The sequence below is a fragment of the Pseudoxanthomonas sp. YR558 genome (assembly GCF_900116385.1).
Taxonomy (GTDB): Bacteria; Pseudomonadota; Gammaproteobacteria; order Xanthomonadales; family Xanthomonadaceae; genus Pseudoxanthomonas_A.
The window spans coordinates 45659-65862 of sequence record NZ_FPCI01000002.1 but is presented as its reverse complement, the minus strand read 5'-3'; the positions used below and the strand labels follow the sequence as shown (position 1 = coordinate 65862).

The 20204-nt window shown below is 68.1% G+C and carries 14 protein-coding genes; 6 read left to right on the top strand and 8 right to left on the bottom strand.

Annotated features, from left to right (window positions below):
* Positions 1-43: 43 nt before the first annotated feature.
* Positions 44-2008, bottom strand: coding sequence for a winged helix-turn-helix domain-containing protein (locus tag BM365_RS11860; RefSeq protein WP_158253472.1), 1965 nt, complete (start codon positions 2006-2008; stop codon positions 44-46).
* A gap of 157 nt (positions 2009-2165) precedes the next feature.
* On the opposite strand from BM365_RS11860, the gene BM365_RS11855 reads away from it, so the two are divergent.
* On the top strand, positions 2166-3023 hold the full coding sequence (locus tag BM365_RS11855; RefSeq protein ID WP_093490752.1) for a DUF2306 domain-containing protein: 858 nt from the start codon (positions 2166-2168) through the stop codon (positions 3021-3023).
* Between the two features lie 34 nt (positions 3024-3057).
* Here BM365_RS11855 and BM365_RS11850 read toward each other — a convergent pair whose 3' ends face one another.
* Positions 3058-3831: an energy transducer TonB gene (locus BM365_RS11850; RefSeq protein WP_093489783.1), complete on the bottom strand. Its 774-nt coding sequence runs from the start codon at positions 3829-3831 to the stop codon at positions 3058-3060.
* A 189-nt stretch (positions 3832-4020) separates the two neighbouring features.
* On the opposite strand from BM365_RS11850, the gene BM365_RS11845 reads away from it, so the two are divergent.
* On the top strand, positions 4021-5814 hold the full coding sequence (locus BM365_RS11845; protein WP_093489782.1) for a monovalent cation:proton antiporter-2 (CPA2) family protein: 1794 nt from the start codon (positions 4021-4023) through the stop codon (positions 5812-5814).
* Between the two features lie 9 nt (positions 5815-5823).
* Here BM365_RS11845 and BM365_RS11840 read toward each other — a convergent pair whose 3' ends face one another.
* The gene (locus BM365_RS11840) at positions 5824-9120 is read right to left on the bottom strand and encodes an ankyrin repeat domain-containing protein (RefSeq protein ID WP_093489781.1); all 3297 of its coding nucleotides are present in this window, start codon (positions 9118-9120) and stop codon (positions 5824-5826) included.
* Positions 9113-9370, bottom strand: a complete 258-nt coding sequence (locus tag BM365_RS11835) for a YcgL domain-containing protein (protein ID WP_093489780.1) — start codon at positions 9368-9370, stop codon at positions 9113-9115. The genes BM365_RS11840 and BM365_RS11835 overlap by 8 nt, the downstream gene beginning before the upstream one ends.
* A gap of 187 nt (positions 9371-9557) precedes the next feature.
* Between BM365_RS11835 and BM365_RS11830 the strand changes: the two genes are divergently transcribed.
* The 3 genes from BM365_RS11830 to hemF are packed head-to-tail and all read left to right on the top strand — an operon-like array spanning position 9558 to position 13413.
* Positions 9558-11900, top strand: coding sequence for a S9 family peptidase (locus tag BM365_RS11830; RefSeq protein ID WP_175502107.1), 2343 nt, complete (start codon positions 9558-9560; stop codon positions 11898-11900).
* 3 nt (positions 11901-11903) lie between these two features.
* The gene (locus tag BM365_RS11825) at positions 11904-12473 is read left to right on the top strand and encodes a hypothetical protein (RefSeq protein WP_093489778.1); all 570 of its coding nucleotides are present in this window, start codon (positions 11904-11906) and stop codon (positions 12471-12473) included.
* Between the two features lie 10 nt (positions 12474-12483).
* Positions 12484-13413, top strand: coding sequence for an oxygen-dependent coproporphyrinogen oxidase (hemF, locus tag BM365_RS11820; protein ID WP_093490751.1), 930 nt, complete (start codon positions 12484-12486; stop codon positions 13411-13413).
* A gap of 15 nt (positions 13414-13428) precedes the next feature.
* On the opposite strand, the gene BM365_RS11815 is transcribed toward hemF, so the two are convergent.
* Positions 13429-13941, bottom strand: coding sequence for a DUF421 domain-containing protein (locus BM365_RS11815; protein ID WP_233210796.1), 513 nt, complete (start codon positions 13939-13941; stop codon positions 13429-13431).
* Between the two features lie 363 nt (positions 13942-14304).
* A complete protein-coding gene (polA, locus tag BM365_RS11810) occupies positions 14305-17070 on the bottom strand; it encodes a DNA polymerase I (protein WP_093489777.1) in 2766 nt (921 codons plus the stop codon).
* A 94-nt stretch (positions 17071-17164) separates the two neighbouring features.
* Between polA and BM365_RS11805 the strand changes: the two genes are divergently transcribed.
* Positions 17165-17473: a DUF2782 domain-containing protein gene (locus tag BM365_RS11805; protein WP_093489776.1), complete on the top strand. Its 309-nt coding sequence runs from the start codon at positions 17165-17167 to the stop codon at positions 17471-17473.
* A gap of 10 nt (positions 17474-17483) precedes the next feature.
* On the opposite strand, the gene BM365_RS11800 is transcribed toward BM365_RS11805, so the two are convergent.
* Together BM365_RS11800 and uvrD are read right to left on the bottom strand one after the other, a co-directional pair.
* The gene (locus tag BM365_RS11800) at positions 17484-17930 is read right to left on the bottom strand and encodes a universal stress protein (RefSeq protein ID WP_093489775.1); all 447 of its coding nucleotides are present in this window, start codon (positions 17928-17930) and stop codon (positions 17484-17486) included.
* A 79-nt stretch (positions 17931-18009) separates the two neighbouring features.
* Positions 18010-20202 carry a DNA helicase II gene (gene uvrD, locus BM365_RS11795; protein ID WP_093489774.1) on the bottom strand — a complete coding sequence of 731 codons (2193 nt, stop codon included), beginning with the start codon at positions 20200-20202 and terminating at the stop codon, positions 18010-18012.
* Positions 20203-20204: the final 2 nt, after the last annotated feature.

Genomic DNA, 20204 nt, shown 5'->3' with positions numbered 1-20204 from the left:
CGGAGACGCCAGAGAGAACGCCCCGCATCGCGGGGCGTTTTCGTTACCGGCAATGAAAATCGTCAGGGCCCACCGGCTCGCAGCCATCGCCCCAACGCCCGGTCTGGCGCCAATAGTCCGCGACACCCGCTTGCACGAGCAGCGCCTTGAAGTCCGGATGCGCGCGCATACCGGAATACGGCGCATTCCAGAAAGAAACGTACGGATACTGCGGCATGCGGCCTTCATCGAAGCCCGGCTGCAGCGCAAGCTCGTTCCGTAGCGCGCGTACCGCCAATCCGGGATCGCCCAGCGCATCGGCGACGCTGGTCTGCACGTAGGCGGCGTCCTGCCCCCCGGCGTAGGCCCCATCCGCCAACGCCTTGCGGACAAGCGCGAGCATCGCGCCGCGGTCGTCGAGCACCGTGCCGAGATCGCGGAAGAACGGCGTGTCGAAGCCTTCTTGCCGCTGCAGACGCTGGTGCAGATCGCGCAGTTCGGGCAGACCGCCGCTCCGCTTGCCCGCCAATTGCCGGAAGAACGCCACCGAGTCCGTTTCGCGCTGGCTGCCTTCCATCTCCAGACCGCGCCGGTACTCGGCTTCCGCGTCCGCGTAACGGCGCGCGGCGGTGTAGTCGTACTGCAGGTCGCGCGACAGGAACAACGCCCTCGGCTCGACCGCGCGCACCTGCTCCACCAATGCGATGGTGTCTTCCAGGTGGCCCATGGCATACAGCATGTAGGCGTAGTCCCATGCGCGCTCCTTCGTCGGCGGCCCCGCCTCGGCGACCTGTCTCGCGAGTGCGATGGCCTCCGCGCGCCGACCCTCACGCCACCACGCATTCGCACGATCGCGCCTGGCGACCCAACTGTCCGGCGCGAGGCGAGCGATATCGTCTCGGACCTGCGCGGCTTCGGCGCGCAATCCGTCTGCCTGCGGCCCATCGAGCTCCTGCGCCATCGCGATGAGCGAAGACGCCAGCGCGTCCCGGCACAACACGCACTGCGGATCCAGCACGATCATTTCGCGGGCGAGCTGCAAGCGCAGGCGATCATGCTCGACATCGAACTGTTCGCGCATGACGATGCTGCGCCAGCGCAGGAAGCGCTCATAGGCATCGACCTGGGTCGTACCGCCCTGCTCGCGATTGAACCTCGCCACGTCCAGCCTCACGCTCAAGGCATGCGCCACGTCGCGCGACAGCGCATCCTGTACCGCGAAGACATCGCGCAACTCGCGCGCATAGGTCTTCGACCACAGTTGCGATCCATCCTCGGCGTGCACCAGTCGCGCGGTGATGCGCAGGTGCGCACCCTGCCGCCGGACGCTGCCTTCCAGCAGATACGCCACGTCCAGTGCACGGCCGATGCCGCGCAGGTCGTCCGTGTCCTTGAATGCATCGCTCGACGTGCGCCCTACCACGCGTAGCGCCGGCGACTGCGCCAACTGGTTGCGGATCTCTTCGGCCAGGCCATCGGCAAGATGGGCCTGGTCGCCTGCCTGGGAGAGGTCGGCGAAGGGCAGCACGGCAAGCGAAGGCCGGGCCTGCGTAGCGATACCGTCGCTAGGCACGTCGTGCGCAACGTCCCGCTGCGTCCAGACCACCGCACTCAAGCCCAGCAGCAAGGCGCACGCCGACCCGATGACCCAGGGTTGGCGCCAACGCGGCGCACCTTCCGGCTTCCCGGGCGAAGCAGCGATGTGTCCAGCGGCCGGCAGGTCGAAGCGATAGCCGATGCCGTACACGGTGTGCAGCAGGCGCGGACGCTGCGCGTCTTCGCCCACCGCCTGGCGCAACAAGCTCATGACCCGGTTGATCACGCTTTGGGTGACGTGCCGGTGGCCCCAGACCTCATCGAGGATCTCGTCCCGCGTGAACACCCGGCCAGGCGATCCCGCCAGCAAGGCCAGCACGGCGAACGCCTTGGGTTCCAGCGTCTGCTCGCGTCCTGCTCGCAACAGTCGCCGGCCAACGAAGTCGATGACCACGTCGTCGAACGCCAGGCGACTGGAATCGGTCTGCGGCATGCGCTCCCCCGCGGGACGATGCCCGCGCGCGCCAGTATAGGTGCGGTCCGCAGGCGCGCCCTCATGACTTCCTGCGCCTGGCCTAACGACCTGGACCGGTCTATGCGGAACGCTTCGCGCGGCGGAAGCAGTCCGCAGCCCATCCAGGACAGACCCGATGAACACCACGCGCATGCGCCTTCCCGCCCGGCCGGACATCCGGCAATACCTGCTCGGGTGGATCGGCCGCGCCATCCAGGTCGTCGCGCTTGCCGGATTGCTGGCCTTCGGCGCTTACATCGTCCTCCGGGCGACCGGCGCCACTCCCGGCAACTTCGAACAATGGCGCGTCCTGGTGGACGGTTTGCCGATGCAAAGCGCGCAGGTCTGGGTCGCCAACCTCGGCATCGGCCTGCATTTCGCAATGGGCACGATCCTGGTGCTGGCTTGGCCGATCCTGCTGTCGTCGCGCATCCGCGCCCGCCACCGCGCCGTGCATCGCTGGACCGGGCGTGTCTACGTCACCGCCGGCGTGTTGGCCGGCGTGGGCGGCCTGTCGTTCATCCTGACCCACGGCGCTTACACGCGCGCGGCGTCGATCGCGTTCGCGGTCTGGGGCGCGGTGATGATGCTGTGCGCGACGATGGCCTTCGTACACGCGCGCGCAAAGCGCTTCGACCGGCATCGCGCGTGGGCCATCCGGTTGTTCGCGATGGTGTTGGGCTCATGGGTGTTCGACCTGGAGATCCGCGCATGGAAGGATCTCACCGGCGGCGTCGGCATGGGCGCGGGCAACACCAGCGGCCCATTCGACTACGCCATCCTCTACCTGTTCTTCGTGCCCAACCTGCTGGTGGCGGAGTGCTTCATCCGCAATCTGCACAGGCGCATCACGCTACCGCGCCGCTTGGCCTGGCCGGCCGTCGCAGGGTTCGCGTTGGCCGGCGGGCTGTTTGCCTATGCGGTCGTGACGGTGACGGCCACACCGTCGGGAAAGTACGGCAAGCATCTGTTGCAAGCCTTCGGCGGTGGGTGATCATGCGCCTCCGCCACATGGACACGGGTGCCGGCTACGAGCCTCCACCCAGCGGCGTCAGCAAACGCAGCCCTTTGCCCACTTCATACAGGCCGCCCGCAAGCATCGCTTCAGGACTCTCATCCCTGGCCCTATCGTCCTGGATCCACGGTATGGTCTCCCTGGGTCCTGGAATGTACGCATCCCACTGCCCATACGAGGGCCTGCTGTTGCCTGCGAACTCATAATCGACCGGCACACGCACCAACGTGAATCCATGTTCCCGGACCAGGTCATTGGCCGACATGGAGAACAACCAGTTCTTGGCTGCGGTAACGGTGGAGCGGGAGAAGGCGCTCCTCATCCGCTTCATCTCGTTGACATTGCCGATCGTCCGCAGATTGACCTGCTCGACCGCGGCGTCCATCACCTTGCCATCCGGCCCGATCTTCAGCACCACGTAGGCGGTGCCACGCGCGCCCACTTCCAGCGCGCTCATGGGATAGGACGGAGGCTTCATGTCCAGGCCCTTGAGGGCACCGGACTCCTGCTGGCGCTCCTCCGGCGTCATCGCGTCCTTGCCGAAGTAGCCGTCGCGGATACCGACCCGATAGCCGCCTTCCTCGAGCTTGTTCGCGACCACAAGCAGGCTCATGCGCGCTTTGACCTTCCTGGGCTCGCCCTCGACCAGCACGGGTTCGAACTTCCATGCCGGACCCGATTTCTCCACCAGCGTCGCCACCACGTCAGGCAGCTTGTCGCGCTGATCGACTTCAAGCCCGCTGACACTGCCATCCCGCTCGATGAGGATCGAGCCCGTCACCAACATGCTCGATTCAGCCTGCTTCCGGATCGCTTGTGGACTCTGGGCAAAAACCGGTTCCGCACACACCAGGAGCAACAAACCCCAGACCAACGCATTGCACCATCCGATTGAGTGCCTCACACGCCCTCCTCGTTCCGTGGAAGTAGGCCTCTCCGGCCCCGTCCGCCGCATACTATCCCCACGAGGTGACGCATGCACGGTAGTGGTCTGGAGTTGGCGCTGGTGTTCCTGCTGGCCGCGGTGATCGCGGTGCCGGTCTTCAAGCGTTTCGGGTTGGGGGCGGTACTGGCGTACCTCGTGGCCGGCGTGGTGCTGGGCCCGGACGGGTTGGCACTGGTGCGGGATGCCGACCGCATCCTCAACGCCGCCGAGATCGGCGTGGTGATGATGCTCTTCGTCATCGGCCTGGAACTCTCGCCCTCGCGCCTGCGGGTGATGCGCAAGCCGGTGTTCGGCGCCGGCGGCCTGCAGGTGCTGCTCAGTGCGCTGCTGCTGGGCGGCATCGCGCTGCTGTTCGAACATCACTGGAAGACCGCGCTCGTCGTCGGCCTCGGCCTGGCCCTGTCGTCCACGGCGGTCAGCCTGCAACTGTTGTCAGAGCGCAAGGAGCTGACCAGCGAACACGGGCGTCTCGGCTTTGCGATCCTGCTGTTCCAGGACCTGGTCGCGATCCCGTTGCTGGCTGCCATTCCGCTGCTGGGCGGCGCGAAGAACGAAACGCTCACCTGGACGATGGTGTTCCATGCCGTCGGTGCGATCGCCATCGTGGTCCTCGGCGGGCGGCTTGTGCTGCGCCACCTGTTCCGCGTGGTCGCGCGCACGCGCATGCCGGAAGTGTTCACCGCCACTGCTCTACTGGTGGTGCTGGGCATCGCCTGGTTCATGCAGCTGGCTGGGCTGAGCGCGGGCCTGGGCGCGTTCCTGGCCGGCGTGCTGCTGTCCGACTCCGAGTTCCGCCACGAACTGGAATCGCAGATCGATCCGTTCAAGGGCCTGCTGTTGGGCCTGTTCTTCATCGCCGTCGGCATGGACATCGATCTCGACGCGGTGGTGAAGCAGCCCGAGCTGATCGCCTTCGGTGTGCTGACGCTGCTTGCGGTGAAGTTCAGCGTCCTGTTCGGCATCGGCCGCTGGCCGGGACGCCTCGACCCGAAGGGCGCGCTGCTGATGGCGGGTACGCTCTGGCTGGGTGGCGAGTTCGCCTTCGTGGTCTTCAGCGAAGCCTCGCGCGTGCGCCTGATCGATACGGAACTGCGCAACCAGCTGAGCGCCATCGTCGGCGTATCGATGGCGCTCACGCCGGTGTTGCTGCTCGGTTTGCATCGCCTGCTGGCCGGCGTGAACCGGCCCAAACCCACCACGCGCACCTTCGACGAGATTCCCGACGAGCAGCCGCAAGTGCTGATCGCCGGCATGGGCCGGTTCGGACAGATCGTGGCGCGTCTGCTGACGGCGCAGAAGATTCCGTTCGTCGCGCTTGAACACAGCCCCGAGACCGTGGACACGCTGCGCCGCTTCGGCAACATCCGCATCTACTACGGCGACCCGACCCGCCCGGACCTACTGCGCTCGGCCGGCGCGCAGCACGTGAAGGTCTTCGTGATCGCGATGGACGACCCCGACACCAACATCAAGGCCACGCGCCTGATCCGTCGCATGTTCCCCGAGGCACGCGTGCTGGCACGCGCGCGCAATCGCCAGCATGCCTGGCGGTTGATGGACCTGAGCGCGGAGGCCTATCGCGAAACGCTGGGCTCGAGCCTGGAAATGGCGGAGCAGGTGCTGGTCGAGCTGGGCGTGCCGACGCACACCGCCGCCGAACACACTCGCCGCTTCCGCCAGCACGACGAGAAACTGCTGCGCGCGCAATACCTGGTCTACGACGACGACGGCGCGGTGATTCAGACCGCGCGCGATGCGATCAGCGACCTGGAGAAACTGTTCGAAGCCGATGCGACCGGCGAGGACACGCCGCCGGCGCGATGAGCCGGCAGGTCAACTGCGATCGCGCAGGAAGCGGGCCATCGACGCTCCCGCACCGGGTGTGGCGGGCACGAACTCCGCCGCCACGTCGATGAAGCCGCGCATCACCGCGATCTCACGCGGCGTGCGGTTCAGCACATCGCGCAGTTCCGGATCGGCGCCGGCACGCAACAGGCGGCTAACCACGCGCAGCAAACCGTGCAGCGAGGCCAGATGCAGCGGGCCGAAGCCACGCGGATCCTGCACGTCCAGTGACACGCCTTCGTCGAGCAGGCGTTCCAGGCCGGCCAGCACGACTTCTTCGTCGCAGGCGGTACCCGGCTCGGCACGCGCGCCTAACAGCAGCAGCAAAGGCGTGACCGAACCTGCAGCCACCTGCTCCGATTCCGCGCCAGACAACAGCAGCGTATCGAGCAGCGCGACCAGGCGCGGCTTCTCGCGCGCCGTGAAGCCGTACAGCGTGGCGCAATGCAGCGGCGTGAGGCCCTGCGCATCGCCGGCATGCACGTTGGCGCCGGCGGTGATCAGGCGCGCGGCGATCTCGGGCAGGCCCAAGGCCGCCGCCAGCATCAGCACGGTCACACCACCGGGCAGCCGGTATTCGATATCCGCGCCCGCCGTCAGCAGCGCACCGACGATCTCCGCCTGGCGCATGCTGACCGCGGCCGACAACGGCGTCGCGCCGGTATGCGCGGCGCGCTGCGGGTCGGCGCCGCGCGCGATGAGCAGCTCCACGGTGGTAGTGAAGCCACCGCCGGCGGCGCGCAACAACGCGGTGCAGCCTTGCGCATCGGGCGAATCGACATCGAAGCCGAGGTCGAGCAGGCGACGCACCGCGTCGCGGTCGCCCATCATCGCGGCCGATGGCAGGTCGGCAGGTCGCAGCGCACGCTTCGGCAGCGACCAGATCCGCCAGTCCAGCCAATCGGCCAGGTCGCGACGTCCGCAGGCCAGCGCCACGCCCAGCGGTGTCTGCCCGTCGGCGGCACGCGCCTCGGGGGAAGCGCCTTTCGCAATCAGCTGCTTGAGAGCGGTCTCGCGACCGAGCACCGCCGCCAGGTGCAGCGCGGTCATGCCATGGCTGTCGCGCGCTTCGCGGTCTACGCCGATGTCGAGCAGGCGATCGAGCACTCGCTGCCAACCCAACCGCACGGCGAGCGAGAGCGCCGGATCGCCTTGCGGCGACACACCGAAGGGATCGGCGCCGCGTTCAAGCAGATCCAGCGCGCAGGATTCCAGCGTGCGCGCCGCCTGGTCGTCCGCCGCGCACGCGGCCAGGAAGCGCGCCAGGCCACCGGCGCCGGCCGGCGAAACGCCACGCGCGAGCACCGCAGCCAACGCAGGCGCGCCCACCGCACCCTGCGACAGCAGGGCGAACGCCAGCGTGTCGCCCGCCGCGTTGCGGACGTCTGCATCGGCACCATTGCGGAGCAACCATGCCAGGCGCGCCGGGCGTTGCAGGTCGGCTTCGTGCAACAACGCACCGAGCTCTTCGCGAGAGCACAGGCGCGCGAGCGCATCGAGACCTTCGAACTGCCCACTCGCCAGGCCCTCGCGCAGCAGCGCGGACGGCGCGCGGTCCGGCGGCGTCTCGTCCTCGGCGGCAGCCACGGCACTGGGCAGGGCATAGGCGGGATCGAGCGCGGAGACCAGCGCCCAGCGCCCGGCTTCGGCCGCGGCATCGACTGCACGCCGGCCCGCGGCGTCGGTATCGGCAGGATCCAGGCCCCATTCCAGCAGGCGGCGCACCAGCGCGGGCGATACCTGCTCCGCGCCGCACGCCAGCATCAATGCGTTACGACGCTCGGCATCCGTGGCCTGGCGATCCGCCCCGGCGTCGGCGAGCTTTTCCAGCACCGCGGCGCGGGCGCCGCGCGCGGCGTCGAGCCACGGCGTGCGCTGCTGCGCGTCGCGCGCATGCACGTCGGCACCGGCAGCGAGCAGCGTCGTGACGACTTCGGCGTGACCGGCGTAGGCCGCTTCGTGCAGGGCGCTGCGGCGCTGGGCGTCGCGCGCATCGACCTTGGCCTTGTGCTTGAGCAGCAACTGCACGCCGGCAGGATCGTCTTCTTCGGTCGCAGCCGCCGCCAACAGTACCGGCTGCCCGCCCTGCGGGTCCGGGCGTGCGCCGCGTTCGAGCAGGAATTTCGCCAGCCGCCAGTTGCCGGCCATGCAGGCCACGCCCAACGGGGTCAGGCCGTCATGGTTGAGCGCATCGAGTTCCGCCGCCGCATCGCGCAGCAGTGCGACCACGCCAGGGTCGGAACTGCGCGCGGCATGGTGCAGCGGTGTGTTGCCTTCCGCATCGGCGATGCGCGGGTCGGCGCCATTCGCCAGCAGCGTGGTCACCGCATCCGGCCGGCCATGCCAGCTGTCGCGGGTCGCGGCCAGCAGCGGGGTGACGCCGGCATGCGCGTGGTTGAGATCCACGCCGTGCGCGATCAGCGTGCGCAGCAGGCGCAGGTCCGGCAGCACGGCCGCCAGCGCGCCAAGGCTGCGTTGGTCGCGCGAGCCCTCCGCCGGCAGCGCATGCGCATCGGCGCCGGCTTCGATCAGCGACAGCGCGCGATCCACGCGCCCGGCGCGCGCCGCTTCGAACAAGGCCTGGTCCAGGTCGACGTCCGGGGCTGTGTCGGCTTCGACGACGGGCGCATCGAAGGTTTCCACCTCGCGCTCCGGCATCTCGACCACCGGCAGCACGCCCGCGCCCGCTACCCGCTGCACGCCCAGGTGCAGCAGCGGCAACAGCAGGGCATAGGCGATCGCGAGGCCGGTGCGGGCGCCGTCGGGTACCAGCCCTTGCCAGGCCAGGCAAAGGCCGCCGCCGATGGCCACGGCCAACGCCGTCGCCACCGCCAGGCCACGCCAGGCATGGAAGTCGTGCTCGACCAACCCACGCCAGTGGGCAGCCAACGCCCCACCGTCGCGCTCCAGGCCATGCCACAGCGGCCACGTGCGCCAGAGGCCCACGATCACCACACCGATCACCGCACTCACGCCCAATGCTGCCGGCAGGCTGCCGCTGTCGTGCAGCGAGGCGAGTGGCCAGGCCAGCAGCAGCGCGCTGCCGGCGAACGCTACCGCCCAGGCCAGCCCCAATGCCGGCAAGTCCTCGCGCCAGGCGCGGGACGGTGCGAGCACGCGGGTGCCGCGAAGCCAGGACACGCCCAGCGCCACCACCGGCTGCGCCAGCCACGCACCGAGGGCCGCCGGCACGCCGCCCAGCCATGCACCGGCGCCGGCCAGCAGCAGGCCTGCCAGCAAGGCGACCAGGGCGACGTGACGGGTCTGCAGCCGGGACTCAGGCATCGGGAAGGACAGTGGGATCGGGCTGCGGCGGGAATTGGATATGGAAGCCGCGCGCGGCGAGGTTGGTCCGGACCACCTCGGCATCTTCCCGCGCCAGTTTGCGCTCGGGCGTCAGGGCAACCTCGAGCACGAAAGCCAACTCGCCCAGTTGGGTACGCAGCGGCTCGGGGAGTCGGGCGAAATCGTCGCGCGTCGCCAGGTAGACGAACGTGTCGGCCTTGCGCTGGCTCTTGTAGACGTAGGCTTGCATCCGCGCTTTTCGCGCCCTGCCGATGGACAAGCGGGGATTGTGCGGGAAATACCGCATACGTGAAACCCGCATCGCGATCACGCCGGGCATGACGATCGGCGGCGGGAGGCACGCGGACGGACTGGTACTCTTCGCCCCTTCACCTCGCACTAACGGAAGCCCGATGCGCCCTGCCCTGTTCGCCCTGCTGCTGCCGCTCGCCCTTGCGCCGGCCGCACACGCCCAGACGCCCGCACCGCTCACGCTGGAACAAGTGATGGCCGAACCGGACTGGATCGGCCCGCCGGTCGAGCGCGCCTGGTGGGCATGGGACGGCAAGCAGGTGCAGTACGAACTCAAGCGCGATGGCAGCGTGGTGCGAGACACCTTCGAGCAATCCCTCGACGGCGCCGCCGCGCACCGTGTCGCCGACGACCAGCGCGCGCGTCTCGACGCCATCAACCCGGTCTACGACGCCACCCGCCAGCGCATGCTGCTCACGCGCAACGGCGACCTGTTCGTGCGCGACCTGCGCAGCGGGGCGCTCACCCAGCTGACCCGCACCAACGAGGCCGAGCAGCAGGCGCGCTTCGCCCGCGACGGCGCCGTGATCTGGCGCGCCGGCAACGCCTGGTATCGCTGGACCGCCGACGCGGGCACGGCGACGGTCGCCGAACTCAAGGCCGAGCGCGATCCGCTGGCCGCTCCCAAGCCGGACGCACTGCGCGAGCAGCAACTGCGCACGATCCGCACGCTGGCCGACGATCGCGCGCAACGCGAAGCCGCGCAGAAGCAGGCCGAAAGCTGGCGAAAGGCCGATGCGAGCCGCGCGCCCGCACCGATCTACCTCGGCACCGAGGTCGACATCGACGACAGCTCGCTTTCGCCGGACGGCCGCTGGCTGCTGGTGGTGACGCACAAGAAGGGCGCCGATGCCGGACAGGCCGGCAAGATGCCGAAGTACGTGACCGAATCGGGCTACGAGGAATTTCAGGAAGTCCGCACCCGCGTCGGCCGCAATGCCCCCGTGCCGCACACGCTGTGGCGCGTCGACCTCGCCGACGGCAGCGTCAAGGAAGTGACGTTCGACAGCCTGCCCGGGATCGACCGCGATCCGCTCGCTGCGCTGCGCAAGCAGGCAGGCAAGGAACCGTTGAAGGGATCGCGCGATGTGCGCGTGGAGAACGACAGCGACGGCGGTGCCATCGCCTGGACCCCGGATGGCAGCCAGGTCGCCGTGCAGGTGCATGCCGTCGACAACAAGGACCGCTGGATCGCCACCGTCGACCTGCCCGGCGCGCGCCTGCAGCCGCGCCACCGGCTGACCGACGAGGCATGGATCAACTGGGGCTTCAACCAGTTCGGTTGGCTGCCGGACAACCGCACGCTGTGGCTGCTGTCGGAAGAATCCGGCTACTCGCACCTGTACACCGCGACCGGCAATGAAAAGCCCCGCGCGCGCACGTCGGGCAAGTGGGAAGTCTCCGCTCCGGAAGTCACCGCCGACGGCAACGGCTTCCTGTTCCTGTGCAATCGCAGCTGGCCAGGCGACTACGAGGTCTGCAAGCTCGACCTGGCCAGCAACCAGGTGAAGGAAGTCACCGCGCTCGACGGCGTGGAGGATTTCAGCCTGTCGCCGGATGGTCGCCAGCTGCTGGTCCGCCATTCGCGCAGTTATACGCCGGCCCAGCTGTCGGTGACGGGCGTGGACGGTGGCGACGTGCACACACTCACCGATACCCGCACCGCGGGCTTCAAGGCGCGCGAGTGGATCCAGCCGGAATACGTGCAAGTACGCTCGCGCCACGGCGCAGGCGTGGTGTGGGGCAAGTACTACGGCCCGAAGACGATGGAAGCCGGCAAGCGCTATCCCATCGTCATGTTCGTGCATGGCGCCGGCTATCTGCAGAACGTCACCGCGCGCTATCCCAACTACTTCCGCGAGCAGATGTTCCACCAGTTGCTGGTGGACCGCGGCTACATCGTGCTAGACCTCGATTACCGCGCCAGCGAAGGCTACGGCCGCGACTGGCGCACCGCCATCTACCGCAACATGGGCCACCCGGAACTCGAGGACTACCTCGACGGCCTGGAGTGGCTGGTCGCGCAGAAGCAGGGCGATCGCGACCGCGCCGGCATCTACGGCGGCAGCTACGGCGGCTTCATGACCTTCATGGCGCTGTTCCGCGCGCCCGGGGTGTTCAAGGCCGGCGCCGCGCTGCGCCCGGTGGTGGACTGGACGCAGTACAACCACGAATACACCAGCAACATCCTCAATACGCCGGAACTGGATCCTCAGGCCTACCGCACCTCTTCGCCGATCGAGTACGCCGACGGCCTGCAGGACCACCTGCTGATCGCGCACGGCATGATCGACGACAACGTGTTCTTCAAGGATTCGGTGGTGCTGTCGCAGAAGCTGATCGAACTGCGCAAGGACGATTGGGAGCTGGCGGCGTATCCGCTGGAACGGCACGGCTTCACGCGGTCGGACTCCTGGCTGGACGAGTACAAGCGCGTGCTGAAACTGTTCGAGCAGAACCTGAAGTAAGCCATGCGTCCTGCATCGCCCACCGCGAGCGGCTCCGCCTTCGTCACCGTGATGGCGAAGGTGTCGATCGTCGTGGGCGCCGGCGCCACCTTGTACGCGGCACTGCAGGTGCTGGCGGCACTGGTGATCCTGCGGGGCGAAGAGGTCGCGCGCTTCCTCGACTTCGTCGCGACGCAGCCGGTACCGGCATCCGCCCTGTGGGTGTTGTCCCACATCACCGCCCTTGCGGTCGTCTTCCTTTTAATGAGCGTGGCCTTCCTGGCGGTGTCGGTGGGCCTGCTTCGGCGGCGCGCTTGGGCGTGGTGGGGATTCGTGCTCTTCATGGTGCTGGGCGCGCTGGCCAACTTCGCCGGCATCGCCGTGATCGACCTCGTGTTCTCCTGGCTCGACCGGCTGCCCCAGATGCCCGACGCCGCGCCATTGCTGGCGGAACTGGCGTCGTTGCGCGCGATGTCGTTGACGATGGCCTGGGTGACCGCTCTCGTATTCGGCGTGCTGCACGCGCTGATCGTGTGGCAGCTGTGCCGTCCGGCCGTGCGCGTAGAGTTCGGATGGACGCAGCCGCCCCGGTAGAATGCGCGGCATGAACGACATCACGCCCGTCCGCGATTACCTCACCGACCTGCAGGACCGCATCTGCGCCGCCATCGAAGCGGCCGATGGGAGGGCGCGCTTCCACGAAGACGCCTGGAGCCGCGCACCCGACGACGCATCGCCGATCCGTGGCGGTGGACGCACCCGCATCCTGCGCGACGGCGCGGTGTTCGAGCAGGCCGGCATCGGCTTCTCCGATGTCTCCGGCGATCGCCTGCCGCCGTCCGCGTCCGCGCATCGCCCCGAGCTCGCCGGTGCATCCTGGCGCGCGGTCGGCGTATCGCTCGTGTTCCACCCGCGCAACCCGCACCTGCCCACAACCCATGCGAACGTGCGCCACTTCCGCGCCGAGCGCGATGGCGAAACGGTGGCGTGGTGGTTCGGCGGCGGCTTCGACCTGACCCCGTTCTATCCGGTCGACGAAGACGTGCAGCACTGGCATCGCACCGCGCGCGACCTGTGCGGACCGTACGGCGGCCAATCGCGCTACGACGCCCACAAGCGCTGGTGCGACGAGTACTTCTTCCTCAAGCATCGCAACGAGACGCGCGGCGTGGGTGGCCTGTTCTTCGACGACCTGGGCGAGGACTTCGAACGCGATTTCGGTTACCTGCGCGCCGTCGGCGACGGTTTCCTCGATGCGTACCTGCCCATCGTCGCGCGCCGAAAGGATGCGCCCTACGGCGAACGCGAACGACAGTTCCAGCTGTACCGGCGCGGCCGCTACGTGGAGTTCAACCTGGTCTACGACCGCGGCACGCTGTTCGGCCTGCAGAGTGGCGGGCGCGCCGAATCCATCCTCATGAGCCTGCCGCCCTTGGTCCGCTGGGAATACGGCTACGCACCGGAGGATGGCAGCGACGAACAGCGTCTGGCCGACTATCTGCGACCGCGCGATTGGCTGACCGACGCGGTCTGAATCCGCGACGGCGGCTCAGGTCGTTCCCACCTCGGTCTTCGGATCCTGTCGCGCCACCAGCGTGATGTGTCCGTTGTTCTCCAGCACGGCGAGCCGAATATCGGCCATGTCCAGGCAGCCGGCTTCGCGCATCGCCTTCTCGAAGTCCTCACGGCTGATCAGTTCGCGGCGCAGCACGTCGCGATAGACCTGGCCGTCGCGCGCCAGCAGCACGGGCGCGCCTTCCACCCAACGCTCCACCCGCGGCGATCGAGCGGATACGAGACCGACGAACCAGTTCAGGGTGATGAGCGTGGCCGCCAGCAGCAGGCCGCCGCCCACGGAGGTGTCTTCGCCGAGCAGCGCGTTCTGTACGGCGTTGCCGAGCAGCACGACCAGCAGCATGTCGAACGGGGTGAACTGGCCCATCGTGCGCTTGCCCGACAGACGGATCATCCCCAGCAGGATGAAGTACACCACGCACGCGCGGAGCACGAAGGCCCACCAGGGCATGGCCAGCTGGAACATCTGGTCGAACGGAGCGCTCATGCGTCACCCGGCAGGAGGGAGTGCGCGCACGGTAGCGCAGGTCGGGGCAAACGACAGGCAATAAAAAGCCCCGCAGACCAGGGGGAGATCGGCGGGGCCAGGGGAGCGGGACCTGGGGAGGGGTCGTCGCTCCGGGGGAGATCGCTCCAGGGGATGGGAGAGATCAGCGACAGACGTTGCATCTGTCGCGAGCTATATGACCACTCCGCACATGGATGGTTCGTGAAGATTCCGGTTAAAAAACCGTAAGATTCAGGAGGAATTCAGTTTATTGAACTGATCGGTATACAAATATACCTGACAGGGTTTCCCTGAACGTTTCGCAAGCCCATGTTCCGGAAGGGAAAACGTTTTCAGTCGCGGCTAATGGGCCTCTTCCCAGTTGTCGCCGACCCCGCTATCCACCACCAGCGGAACGCTCAATTGCGCGGCCGCCGCCATTCGGGTGGTCGCTTCCTCCAGCAACGTCGGAACGAAGTCCGCGTCGGCCTCGAACACCAGTTCGTCGTGCACCTGCAGGATCATCAGGGCGCGCTCGCGGTGGCCGGCCAGCCACGCGTCCACGCCGATCATCGCGCGCTTGATGATGTCCGCGGCGGTACCCTGCATGGGCGCGTTGATCGCGGCGCGCTCAGCACCCGCACGCTGGCCCTGCGTGCCCTTGTTGATGTACTCGAGGTACAGCCGCCGGCCGAACACGGTTTCGACGAACCCATGCTCGCGCGCCTGCTGGCGCGTGCGCTCCATGTAGTCGCGCACGCCCGGGTAGCGGCTGAAGTAGAGCGCGATGTAATCCTGTGCCTCACCGCGACCGATGCCCAGCTGCCGCGCCAGGCCGAACGCGCTCATGCCGTACATCAGGCCGAAGTTGATCGCCTTCGCGGCACGGCGCTCGTTGCCGGTCACGTCTTCCAGCTTGCGGCCGAACACTTCCGCCGCCGTCGCCTTGTGGATGTCGGCGCCGGATTCGAACGCGCGCACCAGCCCCGGGTCCTGCGACAGGTGGGCCATGATGCGTAGCTCGATCTGCGAGTAGTCGCATGCCACCAGCTTGCGGCCCGCGGGTGCGACGAAGGCCTTGCGGATGCGGCGCCCGTCTTCGGTGCGGATCGGGATGTTCTGCAGGTTCGGATCGGTGGACGACAGCCGTCCGGTCGCGGCGCCGGCCTGGTGGTAGCTGGTGTGAACGCGACCGGTATCGGGATTGACCATCTCCGGCAGCTTGTCGGTATAGGTGCTGCGCAGCTTGGCCAGGCCGCGGTACTCCAGTATCACGCGCGGCAGCTCGTGCTGGTCGGCGATGGCCTCGAGCGCTTCTTCGTTCGTGCTGGGCTGGCCGGTGGGCGTCTTCACCAGCACCGGCAGCTTGAGCTCGTCGAACAGCAGCGCCTGCAACTGCTTCGGCGAATCGAGGTTGAAGGTGCGCCCCGCGAGCTCGGTCGCTTTCTGCTGCGCGGCCAGCATGCGTTTGGACAGATCGGCGCTCTGGCGGCGAAGCTCGTCGCCATCGATCCTCACGCCGTTGGCCTCGATGCGCGCCAGCACCGGCACCAGCGGCATCTCGATATCGCGGTACACGCTTTCCAGTCCCGGCTCCTCCGCCAGCCTGGGCGCGATCGCCCGATGCAGGCGCAGGGTGATGTCGGCATCCTCGGCGGCGTAGCGGGTGGCGTCGTCGACCGCCACCTGCGAGAACGGGATCTGCTTGGCGCCTTTTCCAGCCACCTCCTCGTACTTGATCGTGTCGTAGCCGAGGAAGCGCTTGGCCAGACTGTCCATGTCGTGGCGGTTGCTGCCGGAGTTCAGCACGAAACTCTCCAGCATCGTGTCGTCGGCATAGCCCTGCACGTCCACGCCATGCCGGCGCAGCACATGCAGGTCGTATTTGCCATGCTGGCCCAGCTTGCGCTTCGCCGGATCGCACAGCACCGGCGCGAGCGCGTCCAGCACACGGGTGCGATCGAGCTGTGGCGGCGCGCCGGGATAGTCGTGTCCGACCGGCACGTACACGGCCTTGCCGGTCTCGGTGGCGAAACTCAGGCCGACCAAACGGGCTTGCATCGGATCGAGGCTGTCGGTCTCGGTGTCGAACGCGAATTCGTCGGCCGCGCGCAGCTCCGCGACCAGCGCGTCGAGCTGTGCGGATTCGGTCACGGCCGCGTACTCGCCCGCCACGCCCAGCGAGGGATCCACCGGACCTTCGTCGCTCGACGCCGGCGCGACGCGCCCCGTGCCGCGGGCTCGTCCTGGCTCCTTCTCCGCGACGGACGTCGCATCGGGCGCACCGCCCTCAAGTTCCTTCAACGCCTGGTTGAAGCCGTAGCGCGCGTAGAGTTCGCGCAGCGCTTCGACATGGCGGTCGCGTAGCGGAAGCGTCTCCGGGCCGCCGTCCAGCGCCACATCGGTCTTGATGGTCACCAGCGTGCGGTTCAACGGCAGGCGCGGCAAGGCGGCGCGCAGGTTTTCGCCGATCTTGCCCTTGATGTCGCCGGCCTTGTCGATGATCGCGTCGAGCGTGCCGTACTCGCCCAGCCACTTCGCCGCCGTCTTGGGGCCGCATTTCTCCACGCCGGGCACGTTGTCGACGGTATCGCCCATCAGGGCGAGGAAATCGACGATCTGGTCCGGTCGCACGCCGAACTTTTCCATCACGGACTCGGTGGAGTCCAAACGGCTGCCGCTCATCGTATTGACCAGCGCTACGCCCGGACGCACCAGTTGGGCGAAGTCCTTGTCGCTGGTGGAGATGGTCACCTCCATCCCCTGCGCCGCACCTTGCAATGCCAGCGTGCCGATCACGTCGTCGGCCTCGACCCCGTCGATGCACAGCAGCGGGAAGCCGAGCGCCTGGACGATGCGTCGCATGGGTTCGACCTGCGCGCGCAAGTCTTCCGGCATGGGCGGACGGTTCGCCTTGTAATCCGCGTAGAGCTCGTCGCGGAACGTCGGGCCACTGGCATCCAGCACGAAGGCCACATAGTCCGGCTTCTCCTTCAGCGTCGCGCGCAGCATGTTGACCACGCCGAACAGCGCACCGGTCGGTTCGCCGTGTGCGTTGGTGAGCGGAGGCAGCGCGTGGAAAGCGCGGAACAGGTAGCTGGAACCGTCGATCAGTACGAGTCGTGTCATGCCCGCATTCTACGCCGCGCCTCCCGGACGGGCGTCACGCGCGCACCACGCGTTGGGCGCATAATCCGGTCACTGCCCCCGCCAGGATGCCCCCATGACCCGCTCGCTGAAACGCGCCCTGCTGCTGTCCTGCGTGCTGGCCGTGGCCGGGTGCGCCTCTACCGGCGGCGCCAACGCACCGACCGGCGTCGATCTCGCCAACGCCCAGGTCGCGGTGCGCACCGAGAAGAACGGCGACACCATCGAGGAATACCGCGTGAGCGGCAATCTGCGCATGGTCAAGGTCACGCCGTCGCGCGGCGCGCCCTATTACCTGTACGACTCCGACGGCGACGGCCGCCTGGACAAGAGCAAGGACAATAGCGACATCTCGCCGGTGTACTGGAAGCTCTACGGCTGGTGACGGTCCGCGCTCAGCGGATCACCAGCACCGGCACGCCGCAGCGGGCCAGCACTTCACTGGTCTGGCTGCCCAGCAGCAGACGCCCCAGCGCGCGTCGCCCGTGCGATGCCATCACGATCAGGTCGCAACCCTGGCGTTCCGCGGTCTCCACGATGGCCTCTGCAGCGTAGCGCTCGGCGACGTGCAGCGTGGCCGCGTCCACGCCGATGCCGCCCGCCTGGGCGGATGCGCCCGCCAGCACCTTGCGTGCGGTTTCTTCACGGGCCGTCTGGAATTCCGGCAGCGAGGTGCCGATGGCGCTCCACCCCAGCGCGTCGTCGAACCCGGTGTTGATGGGCTCGCTGACGGTCAGCACGGTCGCGCGCGCCTGCAGGCGCGCCGCCAGGGTCAGGCCATGTTCCACGCCCTTGCCGGCCAGCTCGGAGCCGTCGGTGGCGATCAGGATATGCCGGTACATGCCGCACCTCATCACGATGGGATGCGGCCATTACACGCCCGGCGGGCTTAGCCCGCCGTGATCTGGATCAATCGGTCGATCAGACCGCCTGCAGGTTCGCGTAAGCCAGCACCAACCACTTGCTGCCCTCGCTGTCGAAGTTGACCTGCACGCGCGCATGCGCGCCGCTGCCTTCGTAGTCGGTCACCACGCCATGGCCGAACTTGGCATGGGTGACCGTCTGGCCCAGCTTGAGGCCCGGCGTCTCCAGGCTGGCGTGGCCCGCGACTGCACGGCTGGCGAATCCCGGTGCCGCGCGGCTGACCTGCACGCGCGGGCGCACTTCGCTCACCAGCGACGCGGGAATCTCGCGGAGGAACCGCGACGGGATGCCGTACATGTCCTGGCCGTGCAGGCGACGCGCCTCGGCGAACGTCAGTACGAGCTTCTGTCGGGCGCGGGTGATGCCGACGTACGCCAGGCGCCGCTCTTCTTCCAGCCGGCCGCTCTCGTCGAGCGAACGGTTGCTGGGAAACAAGCCCTCTTCCAGCCCGACCAGGAACACCAGTGGGAATTCCAGGCCCTTGGCCGAGTGCAGCGTCATCAGCTGCACGCCGTCTTCGCCCGCCTCCACCTGGCCTTCGCCGGCCTCCAGCGCCGCGTAGGACAGGAAGGCGACCAGCTCGCTCATGCCTTCGGTCGTTTCGTCGTCGTCGATGCGGCGCACGAAACGCGAGGCCACCGACACGAGCTCGTCCAGGTTCTCGGTGCGGGATTCGGAATCGAGCCCGCCGCGGCTCTCCTTCGCCCAATGCTCGCGCAGGCCCGAGCGCACCAGCACATGGTCCACGCGCTCGGCGAGATCCATGTCCGCGGTCTCGCCGGCCAGTTGCTCGACCAGCGACAGGAACGCAGCCAGCGCGTTGCGCGCGCGCCCGGCCAGTTCCGTGCCCTGCGTGGCCAGCATGGCCGCGCCCCACAGCGACACGCGCGCGCCGCGCGCCAGCCGGCGGACTTCATCCAGCGTGCGCTCGCCGATGCCGCGTGCCGGCGTGTTGACCGCGCGCTCGAACGCGGCGTCATCGGCGCGATTGGCGACGAGGCGCAGATAGGCCAGCGCGTCCTTGATTTCGGCGCGTTCGAAGAAGCGCATGCCGCCGTACACGCGGTATGGCAGCTGCTCCGACAGCAGCGCCTCTTCGAAAGCCCGCGACTGCGCGTTGCTGCGATACAGGATGGCCGCGTCGCCCAGGCTGCCGCCCTCGCGCACCCATTGCCGGATGCGCTCGACGACGAAGCGCGCTTCGTCCATCTCGTTGTAGGCGGCGTACAGATCGATCGGTTCGCCATCGCCGGTATCGGTCCACAGCTGCTTGCCGATGCGGCCGGGGTTGTGCGCGATCACCGCGTTCGCCGCGCCCAGGATGTTGGCGCTGGACCTGTAGTTCTGTTCCAGCCGGATCGTCTGCGCGCTGGGATAGTCGCGCAGGAACTGCTGCATGTTCTCGACTTTCGCGCCGCGCCAGCCGTAGATGCTCTGGTCGTCGTCGCCGACCACGAAGACCTGGCCCGTGTCGCCCGCAAGCACCCGCACGAACGCGTACTGGATGGCGTTGGTGTCCTGGAATTCGTCCACCAGGATCTGCCGGAACCGTGCGCGGTAGTGCGCCAGCAAGGCGGGCGTGTCGCGAAGCACTTCGTGCGCACGCAGCAGCAGTTCCGCGAAGTCCACCAACCCGGCGCGGTCGCAGCGCTCCTGGTAGCCCGCATAGACCTGCCGGCGTACGTCCAGCCAGTCGTCGTTGGGCGCGGGCTGGAGGTGCTCCGGACGACGGCCTTCGTCCTTCTGCTCGTTGATCCACCAGGCGAGCTGCTTGGGTGGGTACTTGGCCTCGTCCAGCTCCATGCCCTGTACCACGCGCTTGACCAGCCGCTGCTGGTCGTCGCTGTCCAGCACCTGGAAGGTCTCCGGCAGCTTCGCTTCCTGCCAGTGCAGGCGCAGCAGCCGGTGCGCCAGGCCGTGGAAGGTGCCGATCCACATCCCGCGGCTGCCGGTGCGCAGCTGCATGTCGGCGCGCGCGCGCATTTCGCCGGCGGCCTTGTTGGTGAAGGTCACCGCGAGGATGCCGTGCGCGGGTACGCCGTGAACTTCGTTCAGCCAGGCGATGCGGTGCGTCAGCACGCGGGTCTTGCCGGAGCCGGCGCCGGCGAGGACGAGGTAATGGCCCGGCGGGGCGGAGACGGCCTCGCGCTGGGCCGGATTCAGGTGGTCGAGCAGGTGGGAGACATCCATCC

What these genes read in the sequence shown, in the direction of transcription:
- BM365_RS11850 (WP_093489783.1), bottom strand. Translation starts at nt 3,831, where the DNA reads ATGTTGGTGACGGGCTCGATCCTCATCGAGCGGGATGGCAGTGTCAGC.
- BM365_RS11860 (WP_158253472.1), bottom strand. Translation starts at nt 2,008, where the DNA reads ATGCCGCAGACCGATTCCAGTCGCCTGGCGTTCGACGACGTGGTCATC.
- BM365_RS11835 (WP_093489780.1), bottom strand. Translation starts at nt 9,370, where the DNA reads ATGCAAGCCTACGTCTACAAGAGCCAGCGCAAGGCCGACACGTTCGTC.
- BM365_RS11815 (WP_233210796.1), bottom strand. Translation starts at nt 13,941, where the DNA reads ATGAGCGCTCCGTTCGACCAGATGTTCCAGCTGGCCATGCCCTGGTGG.
- BM365_RS11855 (WP_093490752.1), top strand. Translation starts at nt 2,166, where the DNA reads ATGAACACCACGCGCATGCGCCTTCCCGCCCGGCCGGACATCCGGCAA.
- BM365_RS11845 (WP_093489782.1), top strand. Translation starts at nt 4,021, where the DNA reads ATGCACGGTAGTGGTCTGGAGTTGGCGCTGGTGTTCCTGCTGGCCGCG.
- hemF (WP_093490751.1), top strand. Translation starts at nt 12,484, where the DNA reads ATGAACGACATCACGCCCGTCCGCGATTACCTCACCGACCTGCAGGAC.
- BM365_RS11800 (WP_093489775.1), bottom strand. Translation starts at nt 17,930, where the DNA reads ATGTACCGGCATATCCTGATCGCCACCGACGGCTCCGAGCTGGCCGGC.
- BM365_RS11825 (WP_093489778.1), top strand. Translation starts at nt 11,904, where the DNA reads ATGCGTCCTGCATCGCCCACCGCGAGCGGCTCCGCCTTCGTCACCGTG.
- polA (WP_093489777.1), bottom strand. Translation starts at nt 17,070, where the DNA reads ATGACACGACTCGTACTGATCGACGGTTCCAGCTACCTGTTCCGCGCT.
- uvrD (WP_093489774.1), bottom strand. Translation starts at nt 20,202, where the DNA reads ATGGATGTCTCCCACCTGCTCGACCACCTGAATCCGGCCCAGCGCGAG.
- BM365_RS11840 (WP_093489781.1), bottom strand. Translation starts at nt 9,120, where the DNA reads ATGCCTGAGTCCCGGCTGCAGACCCGTCACGTCGCCCTGGTCGCCTTG.
- BM365_RS11805 (WP_093489776.1), top strand. Translation starts at nt 17,165, where the DNA reads ATGACCCGCTCGCTGAAACGCGCCCTGCTGCTGTCCTGCGTGCTGGCC.